This window comes from Kitasatospora sp. NPDC043949 (assembly GCF_056435365.1).
On sequence record NZ_JBWKEQ010000116.1, the window covers coordinates 1 to 1850 of the forward strand.

Below are 1850 nucleotides of genomic sequence, written 5' to 3' on the forward strand. Positions count from 1 at the left end.
TCCTCCTCGCAACCTGGGCCGGCGCCTGCCCCACCTGCCACCGCGACATACCCACATCCATACAAACCTGACCAAGCCCTACTAGTGCCGCATCAAGCAACGTTCGCCCTGTCGACCACCTCGCGTAGCCGTTGGTCAGCGGCGTGCTTGTTTCGCCAGATGATGTAGCGGCGGATCATGCTGCCCTGGGCCTTGTGGGTGGGGTGGTCGGTGCCGTCGAGGGCGAAGTAGCGCAGGGCGGTGAACTGGGCCTCGATCCGGTTCAGCCAGGAGCTGTTGGTGGGCGTGTAGGCAAACTCGACGTTGTTGGCCGCCGCCCAGTCGCCGACCCGGGCGTCCTTCTTCGTGGTCAAGTGCGGGGAGAAGTTGTCGAGGACGATCGCGATGCGCTTCTCGACGGGGTGGAGGCTGCGCAGGTAGCGGCAGAACTCCAGGAACCTCGCGCGGTGCTTCCTCGGCTTGATGTGGCCGTAGAGCTGCTCTTTGCCCAGGTCGTAGGCGGCGAACAGGTGCCGGACCCCGTGCGGGCGGGTGTAGGTCGCGCGGCGGCGCGCCCGCGGCTCGCGGTCGGGGTCCTTGTGTTTCCCGCCGCGTTCGGCCCACTGACGTCCGGGGTGGGGCTGGAGGTTGAGCGGGCCGAACTCGTCCAGGCATAAGACGATTTCGGGTTCGCCTTCGTCAGGTATGACCTCGCCGTCGGCGATGGCGTAGAGGTGTTCGACGCGGGCCTTCTTCGCGGCGTACTCGGGGTCGCGGGAGGTCTTCCAAGTCTTCACGCGTTGAAACGAGACGCCCTCCTCGCGGAGCAGCACCCGAAGGCCCTCGTGGCTGATGTCGTCGACCACCCCCTCGGCGACCAGGAAGTCAGCCAGCTTGACCAGACTCCAGGTCGAGAACGGCAGGCCATGCTCGGTCGGCTTGGACTTGGCGACCTTCTTGATCTCACGGCGTTCGGGCAGGGTGAACGTCCTGGGCCGACCTCCCCGGTATTTCGGGTAGAGCGAGGAGAAGCCGTCGGCGTTGAAATTGTGGATCACGTCGCGGACGCGGTCCGGGCTGGTGAATGTCACCGCCGCGATCTTCGCCACCTGCATGCCCTGCGCGGACAGCAGCACCATCTGGGCCCGCCGCCAGGTCACCACCGATCCCGTACCTCTGCGGATGATCCGCAGCAGGCGCTGTCCCTCGTCGTGATCGATCTCGCGGACGTTCACTCGTTCTGCCACCCGCATAGCTTGGCGGCAGCCACCGCTGCGATGAAGGACCAGCGCGGCGCGAAGGAGCTTGTTCCCGTCGCCTCGCTGTTCAGGGCTGGCTTTCAGGGGCGGCCAGAGTCTTGCCCGCGGCACCGGACCGAGCGACCCCGTCCACCGCGACGCAGATGCCGAAGACGCGGTCGTGACCGGTCCAGCCGTTGACCCGGCCCCGGTTGTTGCTGATCTGCACCCGTCTCCTGGTCGGGTCCAGAGACGACACCAGGTGCAGGTACACGGTTCCGGCGACGCGGGCGAGGACGATGTCGCCGAGCTCCAGCTTCGACGGGTCTACCGGGGCGACGACCACCAGCTGCCGACTGCGTATCAGCGGGACCATCGAAGACCCGCTCGGCCGGAACTCAACCGTGGCTCCGCCAGCGACCCTGGCCGCCACCCCATCCAACGCACCCATCCGGCGATCGTCGCAGAAACGGCTCGGCCGGCCCACAGATTATTCCGTTCCCCCTGCCACCGACGAGGCGAACGTTGCTTGATGCGGCACTAGTAGGGCTTGGTCAGGTTTGTGCGGTAGTGGCGTGTCTGTTGGTGGGTTGTGTCGTTGGTGGTGTGTGACACCTGAGGAGATGGCCGGGG

General features: G+C 66.4%; 2 protein-coding genes. Both read right to left on the reverse strand.

The window, feature by feature from the left end; genetic code table 11:
• Positions 1-92 precede the first annotated feature (92 nt).
• Entirely contained in the window at positions 93-1226 is a 1134-nt protein-coding gene (locus AC07AL_RS38510; protein ID WP_478319564.1) for an IS630 family transposase, read from the reverse strand.
• Between the two features lie 79 nt (positions 1227-1305).
• The gene (locus tag AC07AL_RS38515; protein ID WP_400812599.1) at positions 1306-1593 is read right to left on the reverse strand and encodes a S26 family signal peptidase; all 288 of its coding nucleotides are present in this window, start codon (positions 1591-1593) and stop codon (positions 1306-1308) included.
• Positions 1594-1850 lie beyond the last annotated feature (257 nt).

Bases quoted from the DNA above. Each gene is read 5' to 3' on its own strand.
- AC07AL_RS38515 (WP_400812599.1), bottom strand. From the start codon at position 1,593: ATGGTCCCGCTGATACGCAGTCGGCAGCTGGTGGTCGTCGCCCCGGTA.